At 58.7% G+C, this 16,489-nt stretch carries 16 protein-coding genes and 3 pseudogenes; 6 read left to right on the forward strand and 13 right to left on the reverse strand.

Going from position 1 to position 16,489, the window contains the following annotated elements; translation table 11 throughout:
* Window positions 1-24: 24 nt before the first annotated feature.
* The 8 genes and pseudogenes from MUN79_RS16835 to MUN79_RS16870 all read right to left on the reverse strand — a co-directional run bounded on the left by MUN79_RS16835 (window position 25) and on the right by MUN79_RS16870 (window position 6,707).
* Complete coding sequence (locus MUN79_RS16835; RefSeq protein ID WP_244673824.1) at window positions 25-939, reverse strand: helix-turn-helix domain-containing protein; 915 nt, start codon at window positions 937-939, stop codon at window positions 25-27.
* 72 nt (window positions 940-1,011) lie between these two features.
* Complete coding sequence (locus MUN79_RS16840) at window positions 1,012-1,887, reverse strand: alpha/beta hydrolase family protein (RefSeq protein WP_244673825.1); 876 nt, start codon at window positions 1,885-1,887, stop codon at window positions 1,012-1,014.
* Between the two features lie 88 nt (window positions 1,888-1,975).
* Complete coding sequence (locus MUN79_RS16845) at window positions 1,976-2,971, reverse strand: aldo/keto reductase (protein ID WP_244673826.1); 996 nt, start codon at window positions 2,969-2,971, stop codon at window positions 1,976-1,978.
* 370 nt (window positions 2,972-3,341) lie between these two features.
* Window positions 3,342-4,323: pseudogene (locus tag MUN79_RS16850) on the reverse strand (pyruvate dehydrogenase complex E1 component subunit beta).
* Window positions 4,324-4,902: 579 nt separating this feature from the next.
* Window positions 4,903-5,532 (reverse strand): tetratricopeptide repeat protein, encoded by a 630-nt coding sequence (locus MUN79_RS16855; protein WP_244673827.1) that lies wholly within the window; start codon window positions 5,530-5,532, stop codon window positions 4,903-4,905.
* Window positions 5,533-5,632: 100 nt separating this feature from the next.
* Window positions 5,633-5,869 carry a hypothetical protein gene (locus MUN79_RS16860; protein ID WP_244673828.1) on the reverse strand — a complete coding sequence of 79 codons (237 nt, stop codon included), beginning with the start codon at window positions 5,867-5,869 and terminating at the stop codon, window positions 5,633-5,635.
* Window positions 5,866-6,282 carry a hypothetical protein gene (locus tag MUN79_RS16865; RefSeq protein WP_244673829.1) on the reverse strand — a complete coding sequence of 139 codons (417 nt, stop codon included), beginning with the start codon at window positions 6,280-6,282 and terminating at the stop codon, window positions 5,866-5,868. Before MUN79_RS16865 ends, MUN79_RS16860 begins: the two co-directional genes overlap by 4 nt.
* Complete coding sequence (locus tag MUN79_RS16870; protein ID WP_244673830.1) at window positions 6,279-6,707, reverse strand: hypothetical protein; 429 nt, start codon at window positions 6,705-6,707, stop codon at window positions 6,279-6,281. Before MUN79_RS16870 ends, MUN79_RS16865 begins: the two co-directional genes overlap by 4 nt.
* A 174-nt stretch (window positions 6,708-6,881) precedes the next feature.
* Between MUN79_RS16870 and MUN79_RS16875 the strand changes: the two genes are divergently transcribed.
* Window positions 6,882-7,100, forward strand: a complete 219-nt coding sequence (locus tag MUN79_RS16875) for a PspC domain-containing protein (protein ID WP_244673831.1) — start codon at window positions 6,882-6,884, stop codon at window positions 7,098-7,100.
* 13 nt (window positions 7,101-7,113) lie between these two features.
* Here the strand turns inward: MUN79_RS16875 and MUN79_RS16880 are convergent, their stop codons facing one another.
* Together MUN79_RS16880 and MUN79_RS16885 are read right to left on the reverse strand one after the other, a co-directional pair.
* Window positions 7,114-8,244 (reverse strand): glycosyltransferase family 2 protein, encoded by a 1,131-nt coding sequence (locus tag MUN79_RS16880; RefSeq protein ID WP_244673832.1) that lies wholly within the window; start codon window positions 8,242-8,244, stop codon window positions 7,114-7,116.
* Window positions 8,234-8,568: pseudogene (locus tag MUN79_RS16885) on the reverse strand (YbaB/EbfC family nucleoid-associated protein). The gene MUN79_RS16880 and the pseudogene MUN79_RS16885 overlap by 11 nt, the downstream one beginning before the upstream one ends.
* A gap of 331 nt (window positions 8,569-8,899) precedes the next feature.
* On the opposite strand from MUN79_RS16885, the gene MUN79_RS16890 reads away from it, so the two are divergent.
* The 3 genes from MUN79_RS16890 (at window position 8,900) to pta (ending at window position 11,304) form a co-directional block, all read left to right on the forward strand.
* Window positions 8,900-9,133 (forward strand): hypothetical protein, encoded by a 234-nt coding sequence (locus MUN79_RS16890; protein ID WP_244673833.1) that lies wholly within the window; start codon window positions 8,900-8,902, stop codon window positions 9,131-9,133.
* Window positions 9,134-9,211: 78 nt separating this feature from the next.
* On the forward strand, window positions 9,212-9,664 hold the full coding sequence (locus MUN79_RS16895; protein WP_244673834.1) for an AAA family ATPase: 453 nt from the start codon (window positions 9,212-9,214) through the stop codon (window positions 9,662-9,664).
* An 8-nt stretch (window positions 9,665-9,672) separates the two neighbouring features.
* The gene (pta, locus tag MUN79_RS16900; protein ID WP_244673835.1) at window positions 9,673-11,304 is read left to right on the forward strand and encodes a phosphate acetyltransferase; all 1,632 of its coding nucleotides are present in this window, start codon (window positions 9,673-9,675) and stop codon (window positions 11,302-11,304) included.
* 1,037 nt (window positions 11,305-12,341) lie between these two features.
* On the opposite strand, the gene MUN79_RS16905 is transcribed toward pta, so the two are convergent.
* Window positions 12,342-12,641 (reverse strand): hypothetical protein, encoded by a 300-nt coding sequence (locus tag MUN79_RS16905; protein WP_244673836.1) that lies wholly within the window; start codon window positions 12,639-12,641, stop codon window positions 12,342-12,344.
* A gap of 24 nt (window positions 12,642-12,665) precedes the next feature.
* Between MUN79_RS16905 and MUN79_RS16910 the strand changes: the two genes are divergently transcribed.
* Window positions 12,666-12,953 carry a hypothetical protein gene (locus tag MUN79_RS16910; protein ID WP_244673837.1) on the forward strand — a complete coding sequence of 96 codons (288 nt, stop codon included), beginning with the start codon at window positions 12,666-12,668 and terminating at the stop codon, window positions 12,951-12,953.
* A 176-nt stretch (window positions 12,954-13,129) separates the two neighbouring features.
* A pseudogene (locus MUN79_RS16915) lies at window positions 13,130-14,334 on the forward strand (acetate/propionate family kinase).
* Between the two features lie 132 nt (window positions 14,335-14,466).
* On the opposite strand, the gene mgrA reads toward MUN79_RS16915, so the two are convergent.
* Complete coding sequence (mgrA, locus tag MUN79_RS16920; protein WP_244673838.1) at window positions 14,467-15,462, reverse strand: L-glyceraldehyde 3-phosphate reductase; 996 nt, start codon at window positions 15,460-15,462, stop codon at window positions 14,467-14,469.
* Window positions 15,463-15,525: 63 nt separating this feature from the next.
* Window positions 15,526-16,320: a rhamnogalacturonan acetylesterase gene (locus tag MUN79_RS16925; protein ID WP_244673839.1), complete on the reverse strand. Its 795-nt coding sequence runs from the start codon at window positions 16,318-16,320 to the stop codon at window positions 15,526-15,528.
* Window positions 16,321-16,489 lie beyond the last annotated feature (169 nt).

The following is a 16,489-nucleotide window of genomic DNA, read 5'->3' on the forward strand; positions in this document are numbered from 1 at the left end:
CCCGTCTTGTGCCAGCCTGCAGGGTTATTGAGCCGAAAACCGAAAAGCCGCCGGCGTCAGGCCCGTTTTGCTTTTGAACAGGCGGGTAAAATACTGCGGGTACTCAAAGCCCAGCTGAAAGGCCGTTTCGTTGATGCTCAGCGACGTGCTTAGCAGCAGGTGTTTGGCTTTTTCAATCAGGCCGTGGTGCAGATGCTGCTGGGTGTTCTGCCCGGTGAGGGTGCGCAGCATGTCGCTCAGGTAGGCCGGCGACACGTGCAGGGCATCGGCAAAGTGCTGCACCGTGGGCAGGGGCTGCTCGGCGTCCTGGGCAAAATACGCTGTCAGCAGGGTTTCGAAGCGGGTAAGCAAGTCGTGCTCGGCCGTGCGCCGGGTCAGGAACTGCCGGTGGTAAAAGCGGTTGGCGTAGCTGAGCAGCACTTCCAGCTGCGACACCAGCACGTCGTGGCTAAAGGCGTCGATGGGCTGCTGGTACTCGCGGCGGATGCTGTCCATCAATCCTTCCAGGGCCTGTTCCTCGCTGTCCGACAAGTGCAGGGCCTCGTTTACGGCGTAGGAAAAAAAGCCGTAAGTGCTGATTTTCTTGGCCAAGGGGTGCTTCAGCAGCAGGTCGGGATGGAAGACCAGCATCCAGCCGCTAATCTCCGAAATATCTACTCCCGGGGTGCCTTCGCAGAACTGCCCGGGCGCGTAAAACCCCAGCACGCCCTGGCTGAAGTCGTAGGCACGGTGGCCGTAGTGCAGCTTGCCCTTCAGGTTTTTCTTCAGCGTAATAATGTAGAGCTGCCGCACGACCGGCGTAGTAGGCGGCACTAAATGCCGTGTCTTTGCCAGGTCAATAACGGTGAGCAGCGGGTGAGCCGGCGGCGGGAACCCGAAGTGCTGGGTGAAATCCGACACGGTGTGCAATACCTTGAATTCGCGGGCTGACTGTTTCATAAGAAAGATGGTATGGGTTGCTGATTGCCGCCCGCGGGCCGTTGAGCTACAAACCCGGCAGGGCCCCACAGGTTAGAACACCGCCCGCAGAAACGTCAGCACTTCGGCCTGCAGTTCCCGCTGAAACCGGGCCCGGTCGAAGCCGGGTGGGTCCTGAGACGGCGCAAAGGCTGGGCTGGTTCCCTCGGCGGGAAAGGGACTCAGAAAGGAAAAATGCCCGGCATTGGCTACTGCGCGGTGCTGCACCCGGGCCGGATCGGGCACGCCCTGTACTACGTTTTGGCCGTGCCAGGGCAGCGTGTGCTCGTCTTTCTCGGCGGTGAGCAGCAGAATGGGCACCCGCACCTGGCGCAGGGTTTCGGGCGCCCGAAACCAGGGTGTGGCCGGTGCCAGCAGCACCAGAGCCCGGATGCGGCTATCGGTCGGGGTCGGAATCGGGCGCGGCTGCCCGTCGGCCGACTCGTGGGGCAAAGTAGTAGGTGCGCCGCCGGCTAGGGTCAGAGCCGTGTAGCCACCCAGGGAATGACCAATCAAGGCCACCGAATCGGGCAGTGCCGCGGGCCCGATTTTCGGGTCATCCAGTAGGGCGTTGAGGGCCAGCTGCACGTGGCGGGGGCGGGCCGTAAGGTTTTGCGGAGTACCAGCCCAACTGTCGTCCGCGCGGTTGTTGTGCGGGTGTTCCGGCAGGCCTACTATGAAACCCTCACTGGCCAGAAAATGCGCCAGCGTGCGGTATACCAGGCCCGAGCCGCCGGTACCGTGGGAAATCAGGACTACGGGAAACTGCCCGGCGGCGGGAGTGGCGTTTCGGGCTACGCTCAACGGATAGGGTCCCAGGGCTTCCGGCTGCTCCGGCTCCTGGCCCGGGTAGAGAAGGACCAGGGCCAGCGTCAGGTTTAGAGTAGCGTCGGGTACGTCGAGGCGGCGGTAACCTACCGGGTAGCTCATGCAGAGTCAGATGTAGTTCGGGCGGCAAGTACGGTATTTACCCGAAGTACCATGGGCAGAACCGCACCAGACTCGACCCCGCCTGTGGCTAAAACCCCTCCGGATACGCGGCCCCAGCGGAACTGCCTACCGGCATAATGGCTTCCAGTTCGGCCAGCTCGGCGGCACTCAGCGCGAGGCTGACGGCGGCCACGTTCTGCTCTAAGTACTTGCGGCGCTTGGTACCGGGAATAGCCACCACGCCCTGGGCCAGCACCCAGGCCAGGGCCAGCTGGGCCGCCGTGACACCTTTGGCCTGGGCCAGGCTCTGCAGCTTCTCGACCAAAGCCAGGTTCTTATAGAAATTCTCGCCCTGGTAGCGGGGGAAGAAGCGGCGCGAGTCGGTGGCTTCGAAGTCGTCTGGGGTCTTGATTTCGCCCGACAAAAAGCCCCGGCCCAGCGGCGAGTAGCCCACGAAGCCGATGCCTAGCTCGCGGGTGGCCTGCAGCACGCCGTCTTCTTCCACACCCCGATCAAAGAGCGAGTATTCGGTTTGCAGGGCCGTAATCGGGTGCACGGCGTGGCCCCGGCGCAGCTCTTCGGCAGTTACTTCCGAGAGGCCCAGGAAGCGCACCTTGCCTTCTTCCACCAGCCGGCTCATGGCCCCCACGGTGTCTTCCAGCGGGGTGTTAGGGTCGATGCGGTGCAGGTAGTAGAGGTCCACGTAGTCGGTCTGCAGGTTGCGCAAGGACCGTTCGATGCTCTTACGCACGTACTCGGGCCGGCCGTTGTAGCCGCCGGTCCAGTTTTCCTGGTCGTCTACTTCAAACCCAAACTTGGTGGCTAGGATAATTTCTGGGCGCCGGCCGGCAATGGCCCGCCCCACCAGCCGCTCGTTGTGCATGGGGCCGTACAGGTCGGCCGTGTCCAGCAGGTTTACGCCCAGCTCCAGGGCCTGGTGAATAGTCGCTACGCTTTCCACCTCGTCGGCCTCGCCGTACACGCTCATGCCGTTGATTCCGCCAGTCATGCCCATGCAGCCCAGGCCTTGCACGGGTACTTCCAAGCCTTGGCTACCCAGGGCTACTTTTTTGAGGATGCTCATCTTGTGTTCAGGTTAGAAGGATGAATAGTTTCTACCTGACAAAGGTCTGTCGCCGGGCTGCCTGTGGAGGTATACAAACCCGCGCTTCTGCAACACGAAACGCAGCTGCTGCGGCTGTCATCCTGAGCTTGCGAAGGACCTTCCTCACCTTTGTGACAAGCTTTCTTCAACGCAAAACGCCCTTTACCGCGTAATGCATAAAGGGCGTTGTTACAGTAGCAAGAACTGTAGTGGGGTAAATGAGGCAGGTCCTTCGCAAGCTTAGGATGACAAGCAACAAAAGCACATCTCAACTTCCACAAGTACACCACACAAAAGCCCTGACTACCACAGTAGCCAGGGCTTTTGTGTAATTCAGTAAAGCCAGAAACTAGGCCTTCTGGTAGGTTACTTCTTTCACGGCCTGAATGGTGCGGGCTACGTTGGGCAGCGAGGCCTCAATCAGGGTGGGGCGTAGGGCAGGGGCACGTCCATGCAGGTTACGCGCACCACGGGGCGTCGAGGAAGTCGAAGGCGCGGCGCTGCACGGTGTAGGCCAGCTCCGAGCTGATGCTGGCCAGGGGCCAGGCTTCTTCAACGACCACCATGCGGTTGGTTTTCTTCACCGACTCCACCAGCGTGTCATAGTCAATCGGGCGCACCGAGCGCAGGTCGATTACTTCCGCTTCGATGCCGTCCTTGGCCAGCTCATCGGCAGCAGCCAGGGCAATCTTCATCATTTTGCCGAAGCTTACTAGCGTTACGTGCTTGCCCTGACGGACCACGTTGGCTTTGCCGATTTCGAGCAGGTACTCTTCCTCAGGCACTTCGCCCTTGTCGCCGTACATCAGCTCCGACTCCATGAAAATCACTGGATCTGGGTCGCGGATGGCGCTTTTCAGCAGGCCCTTGGCATCGTAAGGCGTGGAGGGAACCACTACTTTCAGGCCCGGGGTGTTGGCGTACCAGTTCTCGAAGTTCTGGGAGTGCTGCGAGGAGAGCATACCGGCGTTGCCGGTAGGGCCGCGGAACACGATGGGGCAGGAGTACTGCCCGCCCGACATGGAGTAAATCTTGGCGGCCGAGTTGATGACCTGGTCGATGGCCACCAGCGAGAAGTTGAAGGTCATGAACTCGATGATGGGCAGCAGGCCGTTGATGGCCGCGCCCACGCCGATACCGGCAAAGCCCAGCTCGGCAATCGGGGTGTCAATCACCCGCTCAGCGCCAAACTCGTCGAGCATGCCCTGGCTTACTTTATAGGCGCCGTTGTACTCAGCTACTTCTTCGCCCATCAGAAACACGCGCGGGTCGCGCCGCATTTCTTCAGACATGGCCTCGCGCAGGGCTTCCCGGAATTGGATGGTCCGCATAATCAGATTACAGGAATTCGAAACGTCAGAAACAAAATGCCGGAAATTTTCCGGCCCGTAAAGCTACAACGACAAGCCGGGACGGGCAACCCTTTTTCCAGGCATTCCAATTCACCCGTCATTACGAGGAGGCACGACGAAGTAATCCGTCCTCTGAAATGTGCTGAGTCTTCTTAACTGAAAAGCCCTGACGGTACCGTCAGGGCTTTCTGGGTAAAGGGCGGGACTACCTTCGCAGAGGACGGATTGCTTCGCGTTACTCGCAATGACACATTACTGTCGGTCATTTCCGCCCTTTAGAACGTCTTCGCCGGTCCTTAGAAGATCATTTCCACTGCTTAAAAGGGCGTTGCCAGCGCTTCGAACATTATTTCCACCGCTTAGTAGGGCGTTTCCGGCCCTTAGAACATCGTTGCCACCACTTAGAATGTAATTTCCGACGCTTAGAAGCTCGTCGCCGGCATGTAGTAGAACGTTGCCGGCGGCGGCACAGTAGCGCGAACTCTGTAGTTCGCGTGCCAGAACGACAATCGTTGTAGCGGCGCGGGGTACGCGAACTACAAAGTTCGCGCTACTGGCTTACCGCAGGGCCTCCAGGAACATCTTGCTGGCGGCGTAGTCGCGGAATTCGAGGTCTTCCACGGCGCGCTGGGCGTAGGCGCGGTCGAGCTGCACGGCGCGGGTGAGGTACTGGCCTACCTGGCCTTCGTCCTTGCTGCGGGCGGCCACCACAGCCAGGCAGTAATAGGCCATCGGGTCCCGGGGCTTGAGCGTCAGGGCCTCCTGGTAGAGGTTGGCGGCGCCTTCGTAGTTGCTTTTGAGCAGGTACACCAGGCCGCGGTTCATGGTGTTCTGGTAGCTTTTGCCGCTGTAGCTAATGCTGCCCAGGGCATCGTCGAGCTGTCCGACTTCGATTTCCAGGGCCGCCTTGTCGGCAAACACCTTTTCCAGCACCGGCCGCGGACCCCCCAGCTTGATGGCGTAGTCGTAGTTCTGCAGGGCTTCGAGCCGGTCGCCGGCCCGGTGGTAGGCGGTGGCTACGCGGTAAAACAGATCGGCGGTGGGGTTGCGGTGGGCGGCCAGGGTGAAGTTGGTAGCGGCCCGGCGCAGGTAGGCCTTGCGCACCTTATCACTAACTTCCTTTTCGGAACGCTGCAAGAGCACCACGGCCAGGTTGTGGTAGGCTTCCCAGCGGCCGGTGGTAGCCACGGCCGTTTCGTAGATGCGCTGCTTTTCGGCCAGCAGCGGGGTGAGAGTAGCCGAGTAGCGCAGCTCCTCGGGGTGAGGGCATCGGCCTCCATCTCCTTCTCTACAATCTTTTTGGAGAGCAGATAGATTTCCGAATCGTAGCGCTTGGGGCGGTGTATTCCACGGCCACCGTGCCGAAGCGCATCACCGGGTAAATGTACTGGTCGATGTAGTCATAGAAGGAGAGGGCCCGTAGCTGCCGCTCTTTCTGAGCAAAAGAGCCTTTCGAGTCGTTGATGAGCAGCACCACCGAGTCGATCTGAGCGGGCTTCAGGGCCGAGTTCTGGACCTTGTTCAAAAACAAGTCCCAGCGCCGGTGGTAGGCCACCGTCTCAAACTGAATATTGCTGAGCTTATTGAGGTAGGAATCGGTATCGACGCGCTTTTTGTAGTAGCGCAGCAAACCCTGCACCCGCTTGTCGGCCAGGCGGGCGTCGCGGGCATCGATAGAGTCGGGGAGTGGCCGGCGGCAATCATCACCTTTTTGGTGTGCTGGTTGGCCTCAATAAAGTCTTCCAGCGCCTGCACGTTGGTGCCCAGGTAATTGCGAATGGCGGCGCTGCCCTGGTCGAAGAAGAAGGGCAGAATCCGGGTGCCGCTCATGTTGTTGTCGACCGTTTCGGGCAGCAAGGCAATGGCCGTATCCTGGCGCACCACCAGCCGGCCCGTCGTCACGATGCCGCGGGCCAGCCGAATCTGGGTGCCTTTCACGAGCTTGCCACCGGGTTTGAGCTGATGGGCATCGGGCTGGGCCAGCAGCTCGCCGGGGCTTTTGCGGGGGAATAGGGAAAGGAAAACTGCTTGGTAATGACGAGCTCGTCTTTTTTCTCGGTGTCGTAGGTGTACTCGCCCGAAACGAACGTAAGCCGGCCCACGGTGTCCTCGCGCAGGCCGTTGTCGTAGCGGTAGCTCAAAGCCAGGTTGTAGGCATTGCCCTTCTTAAGGTGCTTGGCCGGCACCCGGGCCGTGACTTCAAACAAGACGTTTTCCCCGTTACTTTCCAGCACTGAGGGCTGCACCGTAACTTGCTGGCCTTCTTGCGCAACCTTTAGCATCCGGGGCAACGTACAACCCGGCAGCGCCGCGGCGGCCAGCACTACCCACACGGACGGAAACAAGCGCAAATAAACTCTCATAGGCAAAAAGCTGGGCAGTAGGAATGCGGGGCAGAAATTCTGGCCTACAAACGTAAAAACTGCCGCGAGGGGTCAGAAATTGTGCTCAATTCTAAAAGCTGAGCTTGCCATCCGGCAGTTTTCTTGTTATTTTGAGGAGCATTAACCGGGTCAACCGGTTAAAAATGAGGAGCTATGAAACGTTTTACCGACTTCATCGAAAAGCAGAGCTTTGGCGTCTGCAATGCTTTGGGGCAGCGTTTGGGCTTCTCCAGCAGCAGCGTACGCCTGTCGTTTGTCTACGCGTCGTTCTTCACCTTTGGTTCGCCCATCGTGCTCTACTTCGCCCTAGCCTTCTGGATGAATGTACGCCGGGCCATGCGGCGGCAGCGCAGCACCGTCTGGGACCTGTAGGCAAGCTGCTGATTTAGTGAGGTACTGGGTTTGAAACCGGACGGCTTTGGGAGTCGCCCGGCATTTTCGTGTCCGGAAAGTCGGTGGGCTGCAACTGGGAAAAAGCACGTACGCCCTCTACGAAGTACGCCCACACCAAACTGCCCTGGTACACGCCGGGCCGCTGGGCAGTGCGGAGCTTGCGCGGGTTTTCCTGCCGCCGCTGCTTCCAGTACTGCCGCTTGCTGAAAAAGTCGCGGTGGGCGCGCAGAATGGCTTTGGTGTCGCCGCTTTGGCCTTGCAGCAGAAAGCGCAGGGCCGCCACCCAATCCAGCACCAGCCGGGTAGCCAGCACGCCAAACAGCTCCGGCTCGGCCACGTTCTTATACACCAGGGCCAATCCGTTGCGGAAGTTGAGGTAGGTTTTGCGCGGGTTCGACTTGTGCAGCGTGCCGCCGCCCACGTGAAACACCGTGCTGCCGCCGTGGTACCACACTTCCTGTCCCGAATTCCACAGTCGCCAGCACAGGTCAATTTCCTCCATGTGGGCAAAAAAGGCCGTTTCCAGGCCGCCCAGGCGGTGCCAGGCCTCGGCCCGCACCAGCACGCAGGCGCCGGTAGCCCAGGCCACGGGCTGCGGGTCGTCGTACTGGCCCAGGTCTTTTTCCAGCGTGTCGAACAGCCGGCCCCGGCAGAAGGGGTAGCCCAGCCGGTCGAGGTAGCCCCCGCCGGCCCCAGCGTACTCAAACTGTTCCCGTGGTCCCGCTTCCGAGCTATACTGCCGGATTTTGGGTTGGCAGGCGGCAATCTGGGGCCGTTGCTCCAGCAATTCTCGCAACGGGCGCAGCCAGCCGGGTGTCACCTCCACGTCGGAGTTGAGCAGCATGTAATAGGTAGCCTGTACCTGACTCAGGACCCGGTTGTACCCGTCGCAAAAGCCCAGGTTGTCGGGGTTGCAGATGATTTCGACCTGCGGAAACTCGCGCTGCAGCATTCCTACCGAGTCGTCGGTGCTGGCGTTGTCGGCCACGATGATGCGGGCCCCGTCGGAGTGAGCCAGCACGGCGGGCAGAAACTGCCGGAGCAGCTGCTGCCCGTTCCAGTTCAGAATTACTACGGCCACGTCGGCGCACAGGCCGCCGGGCGCGGCCGGGCTAGAGGCCAAAGCTGCCCAAATCGAAGCCGGGTATGTTGGGCAGCAGGCCCGAGGTCTTGCTTTTAAGCTCCTCCTTGGCTTTGTCGGCCACCTCGTTCATGGCTTTGTTCACGGCCGCCACTACCAGGTCGGCCAGCATGTCGCGGTCCTGAGGCGTGAGCAGGGTTTCGTCGATGTCAAGCTTAAGCAGCTGCCGGTGCCCGTTCACGGTAGCCTTCACCATGCCCCGCCCGACTCGGCCGATACGGTCAGGTGCTGCAAATCATTCTGGGCCTGCTGCATCTTTTCCTGCAGCTCTTTGGCTTTGCCCATCATGCCCATCATGTCAAACATAGGTCAGAATGTTGGCTTCTAGCTTTCTAGAAGGGTTTTGAAAATGAATTCATCGTGCAAGAAGCTTCAAGGTCAACGCCTGGGGCCTCCTGTCTGGCAGCGACGCTGGTTCTAAAGGAAGTTCAACACCACCCAGAGAGCCGCCAAGGCCGCAATTTACGTCAAACCCAGGCACAAGGACAGTTCTGGAGTAGGCCGGCCTATATGCTGACCTACTCCCGGGGTGGAAAACCAGTGCCCATTGAAACGTAAGTGCTAAAGAATCAGCGGTAAGCTTAGGCAGTCTTCCTTACCTTTCTGGTCCACCGATATTCAAAACCACCTCTCTGCCATGCGTCCCTTACTTCTCGACGAAACCTATGTTCTCGGTCTGATGGGCAACTTCATACTCGGGGTGGGACTTCTGGTGGCCTTGGTTTTGTTTTATACCCTCTTAAAAGTGCTGCAACCAAGCACCTCGAGCACCGGCAAGCCCCACCGTAGCCCTTTTAGCATCGGCTGTGGCATCGTGCTCGGCATCCTGCTGCTCTTGGTGTTGCTCTTCTTGGCTCCTTTTCTTGGGTAGTCGAAACTAGAACGGGTTTTGTGAATTACTACAATTGCGGCGCCAACACCCGCGCCCGTTGTCCCGTTAGTACGAGCTATGACGAAAGCCGTTTTCATTGCTGCCGCCGAACCCTACAGCGGTAAGTCGCTGGTGTCCTTGGGTTTAGTAAACATGCTGCTGGGCCAGGCCCGCAAGGTAGGCTACTTCAAGCCCATCATCGACTACGACCCGCCCCAGCAGCGCGACCCGCACATCGACACGGTACTCAGCTACTTCAAGCTGCCGCTGAACTACGACGACACGTATGCCTTCACCCGGCCCGAGGCTTTGCGCCTGATGGAAGCCGATGCCCAGGGTGAGCTGATTGATCAGGTCATTCACAAGTTTAAGCAGTGGGAAGACAACTACGATTTCACCGTGGTAGAGGGCAGCGACTACCTCGGCATGGGTACCGCCATCGAGTTTGACGCCAACGTCTCCATTGCCAAAAACCTCGGCGTACCGGTTATTCTGGTGGTGTCGGGGCGGGCAAGAGCACGGCCCAGGTAGTCAGTTCGGTGCTGACGCTGCTGCGTAACTTCGAGGCCCGGGAAGTGCCCGTGCTGCTGGCCGTGGCCAACCGCATTGCCCCCGACCAGGCCGCCGATGTGCGCGAGCTGCTGCGAAGCCAGCTGCCCGAGGAAGTACTGCTCTCGGTGATTCCCGAAGACGCCAACCTGCTGCACCCTACCATGCGGGAAATCCACGAGGGCCTGGGCGGCAAGCTGCTCTTTGGCGAATCCGGGCTCGACAACCAGGTCGACAACTACGTCATCGGGGCCATGCAGGTGCCTAACTTCCTCAACTACCTCAAAGACAACGTGCTCATCGTGACGCCCGGCGACCGGGGCGACATTATCATCTGCGCTTTGCAGGCCAACCAGTCGGTGAGCTACCCGCGGGTGGCGGGCATTGTGCTCACGGCTGGTTCCGAGCCCGACGCGCCCATTATCCGGCTGCTGGAGGGCTTGCCCAACGTGGTGCCAATTCTGGCCGTGCCCACCGGCACGTTCGAAACCTCGACCCGGGTGGGCGCCATCCGCTCCCGCATCGGCCCCGATAACCCGAAGAAGATTCAGCTGGCCATCAGCACTTTCGAGCGGTACGTGGAGGTGCGGACCCTGGAAGAGAAGCTCATCAGCTTCCAGTCGGAAGGCATTACGCCCCACATGTTTCAGTACCGGCTGCTGCAGTGGGCCAAGCGCGAGCGTCGCCATATTGTGCTGCCCGAAGGCAATGACGACCGGATTCTGCGCGCCGCCGCCCAGCTGCTGCACGAGGACATCGTGGACTTGACCATTCTGGGCGACCCCACGCAGGTGCTGGCCTCGGTAAAGCGGCTGGGGCTCGACTTCCCGGCCGGCCACGTGCGCATCATCGACCCGGTAAACTCGGAGTACTACACCGACTACGTGCAGACGTTTTATGAGCTGCGCAAAGACAAGGGCGTCAACGAGGACATGGCCCGCGACCTGCTGCGCGACGTGTCGTATTTCGGCTCGATGATGGTGTGGAAGGGCCACGCCGACGGCATGGTATCCGGGGCGGTACACACCACCCAGCACACCATCCGGCCGGCCTTGCAGTTCATCAAAACCAAGCCGGGCGTGTCGGTCGTGTCGTCGGTGTTCTTCATGTGCCTGCCCGACCGGGTGGCCGTGTTCGGCGACTGCGCCGTGAACCCCAATCCGACGGCCGAGCAGCTGGCCGAAATTGCCATTTCCTCGGCCGAAAGCAGCCTGGCCTTCGGGATTGAGCCCCGCGTGGCCATGCTCTCGTATTCCTCGGGTACGTCCGGAGCCGGGGCTGATGTAGAAAAAGTGCGGCAGGCCACCGAGCTGGTGCGCCAGAAGCGGCCCGACCTCAAGGTGGAAGGACCTATCCAGTACGATGCCGCCGTGGACCCCCTGGTAGGCCGGCAGAAGCTCCCCGATTCGGAAGTGGCCGGGCAGGCCAGCGTGCTGATTTTCCCGGACCTGAACACGGGCAACAACACCTACAAAGCCGTGCAGCGCGAAACCGGGGCTCTGGCCATTGGCCCAGTGCTACAGGGACTGAATAAGCCGGTCAATGACCTGAGTCGGGGCTGTACCGTGGATGATATATTCAACACGGTGGTCATTACCGCTATTCAGAGTCAGCAGGGATAGTCAAGATTTAGCCAACAGTTTACAGCTTGGCGAGGTGGCGCTATTTTAATCTAAAAGCTTAATAGGTTACGTGCTTCAATAAAATCTAACACAAGGTTTTATTGAAGCACGTAAATTGCTACGCTGTACTAATGTCACTGGTAGTTTGTGCAACAGCAGTAGTTATTGTTTAATGTGTGTTATATAATCAATGTATAAGTAGTCGTTAACAGTTGGGTCGACCGCAAATGATTCGCCCGTTGATTTATTTTCAATTACTACAAAATCGTGGTCTTTGAAAAACGAAGAGTTAAAGTATTTATGAACATTATTTCCCAGAAAATAGAGTTGTCCGACTTGGGGCTTTGCATTCCATTCGTCGGCAAGATTGTTTTTTCTTAGTAAGTAGTTGCACGTTGTGGCGAAGAACGAAGCATACCTAATGCAGTGAGACGTCTTGGAGCTTACCAGCTTGTTTGGATCATTATCGTTTTTGTTAGCTGTAAAGCGCAGCTGTCTGGAGGTTAGGGAAAGCCCAAGTTTGATGACCTGCTCGATATTTAGGTTGGTTGCTTTATTACTGCTTGCGTTAAGGTAGCTCGTAAGGTTTTTGTTGGTTACCGAATAAGTAGCCCGAGTGCCAACCGACTCATAGGTTATAAGATACCGGTAAAGCCAACCGCGAAATAGAATTCCGACTGTCGATAGAACGAAGGTTATAAGCAAAATTCGTTTGAATACTTTCATCGTTCAACTATCCTTGCGTGCTGCTAAATAGAGTATTTGCTTTAACCCACCTGTTAGAACTGATGGTAGGGAGGTTGTCTTCTTAATAGGTAAATACTACTAATAATATGGTTGCCTTCTATTAGCTGTCAGCAGAGTTGAGAATTCATGCTGTAATTCAGTGGTGACGGCTTCATCAGAATGGAAATTTTATGGAGCAACAGGAAGCCTGACGTAGCTACGTCAGGCTTCCTGTTGCTAGGATATTTATATACAACTAGTGTAATTCTATACAAGGATAAGATAAAGGGTAGCGGCTTGGATATATAATCCTACAAGCTCTTCATCATCAGGTCAATTTTGTCGAAAAGCTCTCCTACACCCAGGGAGGACCAGATAATGAGCGCGCCGAGAAGAACCTTGGCGATGGGAGGAATGCGTAAGCCCGTCTTTTCCATGATTAAGGAATTTACGGGAGGGAAATAAGCCAGGGAAAGTACGATGATAAAGATTCCGAAGCCGGGGTCGTTGCCCCAGAAGGTGTTTACCATTCCGATAGCCAGAACGACTAGGCCAAACAGCCAGCCAACTAGATTCGAAACGATTGTCGAAGGATTTGAGGTGGTGTCCATGACTGTTGCTTTAGGAATCAGGGGTTGTTGAAAAAAGAGAAAAGGGTTGCCACCAAGGTTTGCACCACTGCTGTAAAGGCTTGCTTATCAGATTTATGGCAACTTGTGATGGAGAAATCTTTGGGTGCCGGCATGGCTCACTCTGGGCAAGAAAGCGGCGAGTGCTATGGAGGGAAGCTTTTGCCTTTAAAGATGCTTCAAAAGTACTTTGTTTCTCAAAGCAAACAAGCGCAGTCGGTTAATTTTTCTAATTTTCTTTTTGTGGTTGACATAGAGGCAGCCAAAAAAGGCCGAAGCGGGAGACTCGGGTAGCGCGGCCGTGGCAACCCTTAAAGCGCCGATTGCCACGAACTTAGAGACTTGGGAGGGCGGCGCAGGCAGGTAGAGCGCCCGGCGGAGTGTACTTTGCCGGCTCAAAGCGCGTAGTGTCGTTTACAACCAACTATTCCGCCTGGCTTCCAACTCCCAGGCCGGGGCGGACTTTCTCTATGAACATCTTCGTCGTCAACTCCGGCAGCTCGTCCATTAAGTACCAACTCTTTCGCTGGCCCGCCGAGCAGCCGGTTTGCAGCGGGCTGGTGGAGCGTATCGGCCTGCCTGATTCCGTTATTTCCCACACGGTATACACCGCCGGAGCCGAGCCCCGCAAGCAGCAGCGTACCTTGGCGCTAGCCGACCACGAGGCTGGTCTGCGCGAGGTGGTGGGCCTGCTCACCGAGGGTGAAACGGCCGTCATTCAGAATCCGGCCGATATTCACGTCATTGGGCACCGGGTGGTGCACGGCGGGGAGGAGTTTGCGGCTACCACGCTTATTACGCCGGCGGTGAAGGCCGAAATCAAGCGCCTGTTTGCCCTGGCTCCCTTGCACAATCCGGCCAATTACCGCGGTATTGAAGTGGCCGAGCAGCTGTTTCCCCAGGCCCGGCAGGTGGCAGTATTCGACACGGCCTTTCACCAGACCCTCCCAGAACACGCATTCCGCTACGCCTTGCCCGAAGCCTTGTATACCGAGCAGCGCATCCGCAAATACGGCTTTCACGGCACCAGCCACCAGTACGTGGCGACACAGGCCGTAACGCACCTGGGAAAGCCCGACGCCCGCCTGATTACCATTCACCTCGGTAACGGGTGCAGCATGGCCGCCGTGCGGGGCAGTCGGGCCCTGGATACCAGCATGGGCTTCGGGCCCCTGGCCGGCTTGGTAATGGGCACCCGCTCCGGCGACCTGGACCCTTCGGTGCTGCTGCATCTGCTCGGGCCCCTGGGCTACTCAGTGGAGCAGGTTAGCACGCTGCTCAACAAGCAAAGTGGTATGCTGGGTCTGACGGGCTTTAGCGACATGCGGGACGTAACCAAGGCCCTGGCTGCCGGCGACGCCCGCGCCAATCTAGCCTACGACTTATACGCCTACCGAATTCGGCAATACATCGGGCTTACGCGGCCGTGCTCAACGGGCTGGACGCCATTGTGTTTACGGCCGGGGTGGGTGAAAACGACGCCCTGGTGCGCACCCGCGTATGCCAGGACCTCGATTTCTTCGGCCTGGAGCTGGACGAGGACCAGAACCAGCGCCGGACCCCGGGCCTGCGCGACATCAGCACCTCCGAATCCCGCGCCCGTATCCTGGTAATTCCCACCAATGAGGAGCTGGAAATTGCCCGGCAGTGCGTCCAGCTGCTGGAAAATGCTTAGTGGATTAAAAAGTAGCCCTTGAGTGGTGGTTTACCACGCAGGAGCTTATGCCTTGTTTAAAAAGTAGCGCCCAGACTACTGCTAGTTGGGCGCTGCAGACTTTAATCGTAACCGATAAACGGCGGCTGGACCTTATTCGGCTTGGAGAATCTGCTCAATGGCAGCTAGCTCATCGGGGGTGAAAGCCAGATTCTGCAGGCAGTGGAGCGAGTCGGTGAGCTGCTCGGGACGACTGGCCCCGATGAGCACCGAGGTTACCCGCTCATCCTTGAGCAGCCAGGCCAGGGCCATTTGGGCCAGGCTCTGCCCGCGGTTTTGGGCCAGCTCGTGCAGGCGCTGCACTTGGCCCAGGCGCTCAGGCGTAAGCTGGTTTTCGGTCAGGAAGCCGACGCCCTTGGCCACCCGCGAATCGGCGGGAATGCCGTGCAGGTACTTATCGGTGAGCAGGCCCTGAGCCAGGGGCGAAAAGGGAATGCAGCCCACGCCTTCCTCGCCCAGCAAATCGAGCAGGCCGTCTTCGACCCAGCGCTCAAACATCGAATACTTGGGCTGGTGAATCAGGCAGGGCGTGCCCAGCTCGCGCAAAATGCGAAATGCTTCCCGGGCCTCGGCAGGCTGGTAGTTGCTGATGCCCACGTACAAGGCCTTGCCCTGGCGCACGATAAGGTCAAGGGCGCTCATGGTTTCCTCCAGGGGAGTGTCGGGGTCGGGGCGGTGGTGGTAAAAAATGTCGACGTACTCCAGGCCCATGCGGCGCAGGCTTTGGTCGAGGCTGCTGACCAGGTATTTCTTAGAACCCCACTCGCCGTAGGGGCCTTCCCACATGTGGTAGCCGGCTTTGGTGGAAATAATCAGCTCGTCACGGTAGCCGGCAAAATCCTCGCGCAGCACCCGGCCGAAGTTGAGCTCGGCCGAGCCGGGCGGCGGACCATAGTTGTTGGCCAGATCAAAGTGCGTTACGCCCGAGTCGAAAGCCCGGCGCAGGGTGCTGCGGCCCACGGAAAGCTGGTCCACGTCGCCGAAGTTGTGCCACAGGCCCAGGGACAGGGCCGGTAGTTTGAGGCCGCTGCGGCCGCTGCGGCGGTACGTCATGTCCTGGTAGCGGCTGGGGTTCGGTAAATAGTGCATTGGTTGGAAGGAAGTAAAGCGAAAGAACGAGCGGACAAGATGGGCGGTAGCCGCCACATCTGGCTACGATTTCCGCAAATACTTGCGCAAAGCCAAGTTCTTCAACTCCCGTATTCCCTCGGCCACGGCCTGGGCATTGCGTCTGGCCCCCGCCTCGATGGTATGGGTGTGGTCGGTAGCGTTGAAATACGTGCTGCGCACGGCGGCTTCTCCCAGCTGGTCGTAGTGGTTGGCAGCCAGTAGGTTGAGGTCAAGGAAAGACGCGCCGCCTTGGCGGGCGGCTTCGGCGGCCCAGCGGCCGTAGTCGGCGCTGTTGCGGGTCACTTTGCCAGCGGTCCAGGCGTTGCGCGGAATCGGGGAGCAGACGATGGGCGTGGCGCCCTTGGCCTTGATTTCGGCAATAAACTGACGCAGATACCAGCCGTAGGAATGCACCGTTTCGGGCTGTTTGGTGAGCAGGTTCACGATTTCCTGGGTTTCCTCGCCGTTGCTCTTGATGGTGCCCCGGGCCCGGGTCGAGTCGTTCACGGGGCTGCTGTCGTTGTGGCCAAACTGCATAATGACATAGTCGCCGGCCTTGATGCGGGGCAGCACCTTGGCCCAGTGGCCCTGGCTGCGAAAGGTGCGGGAGCTGGTGCCGCCCAGTGCGTAGTTCTCAACTGTAATGCGGGTCGTGTCGAAGTGAGCCGGCAGGAAGCTGCCCCAGCCCCAGAGGCCCCCGTCGCCGCGCCCTTTGCCGTTTTTCACGGTGGAGTCGCCGATAAGAAACAGCGTGGGCCGGGCTTTGGGCCGGGGCAGAAAAGCGGTGAGCAAGCTGAGGCCAAGCAGGAGGATGAGGGCGGTGCGGATGAATTTCATGAAAGGAAGAGGAGTGGAGGGGCAGCAGGTGCCGGGCAACTAAATCGTCTGTCATCCTGAACGGCGCGAAGCAGAGTGAAGGACCTTCCTCACCCTGGTGACAAACACTATTCAAGGCGCTAAAGCTGTTTGCCGGCAGCAGAAAAAAGGGTTTTGCACGTTGGTACAG

Source organism: Hymenobacter cellulosilyticus, assembly GCF_022919215.1.
Classification (GTDB): Bacteria; Bacteroidota; Bacteroidia; order Cytophagales; family Hymenobacteraceae; genus Hymenobacter; species Hymenobacter cellulosilyticus.

Excerpts from the sequence above, each read along its gene's own strand:
- MUN79_RS16835 (WP_244673824.1), bottom strand. The coding sequence starts at position 939 with ATGAAACAGTCAGCCCGCGAATTCAAGGTATTGCACACCGTGTCGGAT.
- MUN79_RS16840 (WP_244673825.1), bottom strand. The coding sequence starts at position 1,887 with ATGAGCTACCCGGTAGGTTACCGCCGCCTCGACGTACCCGACGCTACT.
- MUN79_RS16845 (WP_244673826.1), bottom strand. The coding sequence starts at position 2,971 with ATGAGCATCCTCAAAAAAGTAGCCCTGGGTAGCCAAGGCTTGGAAGTA.
- MUN79_RS16870 (WP_244673830.1), bottom strand. The coding sequence starts at position 6,707 with ATGAGAGTTTATTTGCGCTTGTTTCCGTCCGTGTGGGTAGTGCTGGCC.
- MUN79_RS16875 (WP_244673831.1), top strand. The coding sequence starts at position 6,882 with ATGAAACGTTTTACCGACTTCATCGAAAAGCAGAGCTTTGGCGTCTGC.
- MUN79_RS16890 (WP_244673833.1), top strand. The coding sequence starts at position 8,900 with ATGCGTCCCTTACTTCTCGACGAAACCTATGTTCTCGGTCTGATGGGC.
- MUN79_RS16895 (WP_244673834.1), top strand. The coding sequence starts at position 9,212 with ATGACGAAAGCCGTTTTCATTGCTGCCGCCGAACCCTACAGCGGTAAG.
- MUN79_RS16905 (WP_244673836.1), bottom strand. The coding sequence starts at position 12,641 with ATGGACACCACCTCAAATCCTTCGACAATCGTTTCGAATCTAGTTGGC.
- mgrA (WP_244673838.1), bottom strand. The coding sequence starts at position 15,462 with ATGCACTATTTACCGAACCCCAGCCGCTACCAGGACATGACGTACCGC.
- MUN79_RS16925 (WP_244673839.1), bottom strand. The coding sequence starts at position 16,320 with ATGAAATTCATCCGCACCGCCCTCATCCTCCTGCTTGGCCTCAGCTTG.